Source organism: Marinagarivorans algicola, assembly GCF_001292705.1.
GTDB lineage: Bacteria > Pseudomonadota > Gammaproteobacteria > Pseudomonadales > Cellvibrionaceae > Marinagarivorans > Marinagarivorans algicola.
In genome coordinates this window covers 1-1,343 of record NZ_LGAK01000105.1, presented here as the reverse complement: position 1 = coordinate 1,343, position 1,343 = coordinate 1, and the positions used below count along the sequence as shown (strand labels likewise).

Below are 1,343 nucleotides of genomic sequence, written 5' to 3'. Positions count from 1 at the left end.
TTGTATTATCTTATTTACGCATAAGGCCGAATACTTCACCGAGACAACCTACGATATATTAGGCCGCCCATTAAACGTGGTTCACCCTTTTAAGGTCACCGATGACAGCGGCCATGCAGTGAGTACACAGCAAGCGCAAACCCATTTTGAATACGATAACCTAGCAACTACGGTGCGCTCAAGTGGGGTAAAAGACCAAAATGAGCGTGTTAAAACAGAAGTAAAGAATGCCCTCGGTGAGCTTTATTACACGAATGAGCAACCCAAAACGAATGGGGCCAATCGTGCGATTGTGTATCAATATAATGTGCAGGGCAAATTTACCAAAACAACTCCTTTAGTCGGTCAGGCTATCAGTATCCAATACAACGGCTTAGGCCAAAAGTATAAAATGATCGACCCCGATAAAGGCACTTGGACGTACGAATACAACAGCTACGGCGACCTCATTAAGCAAACCGATGCCAACGGTCAAGTGACCACTATTGAGTATGACTTTGCCGGCCGTAAAACAGCCAGCAAAACGACAACGACGATTGCGCAAAGCCGTAATGTACACCTGACTTGGACCTACGATATTGCAACATACGGCCTAGGTAAATTAGCCAAAGCTCAAAACCTCACCGAGCAGTTTAGCCAGCAAATGACCTACGACGCTTTAGGCCGTGTGAGCACCACTGTCACCACAATGCCCGGTAAAAATAGCGCGCTAGAGAGCTTTTATCAAAAGCAAACCTACGATCAGTACAACCGCCCGTATCAAACCTTTGATGCTGCCCGAGTAGGTCCGCAGTTCAGTTACAATGGTGTGCAAAATTATTACAACAGCAAGGGTTACTTATACAAAGTCGCCACCGCAGGCAAAAATGCTAAAACACTGTATGAAATCACCAATATGGATGCGCGCGGTAATGTAACGCGTATGGCGTACGGTGACGGTAATACCGTGGTGCACAGCTACAATGCCACCACCGGTCATTTAGAAACGATCAATCGCTTTAATGTGTTTGGCGATGGCAATGAAACCTACACCGCTAAATGGGACCATCTAGGCAATTTGCGTAGCCGCCAAGACAGCGCCCAAGGTAATCTTGTCGAAACCTTCCGGTACGATGATTACAACCGTTTAGTGTCTAATAATATTGGCTCCCAAGCGGTTACCATCAGTTATTTTGACAACGACAATATTAAAACCAAGTCAGATCAGCAAGACGGCAAACAATATAGCTACGCCAAAGCGGGCCCGCATGCGGTGACTCAAATAGGGAGCCGCACCTTTGCTTATGATGCCAACGGTAATGCCACAGAAGATAAACAGGGCGCCAAAGTTAAGCGCTTTGTTT

General features: G+C 46.2%; 1 protein-coding gene. It reads left to right on the top strand.

The window, feature by feature from the left end:
• The coding region (locus AC438_RS16365; RefSeq protein WP_162230773.1) for an RHS repeat protein at positions 1–1,343 on the top strand (1,343 nt) is incomplete at both ends.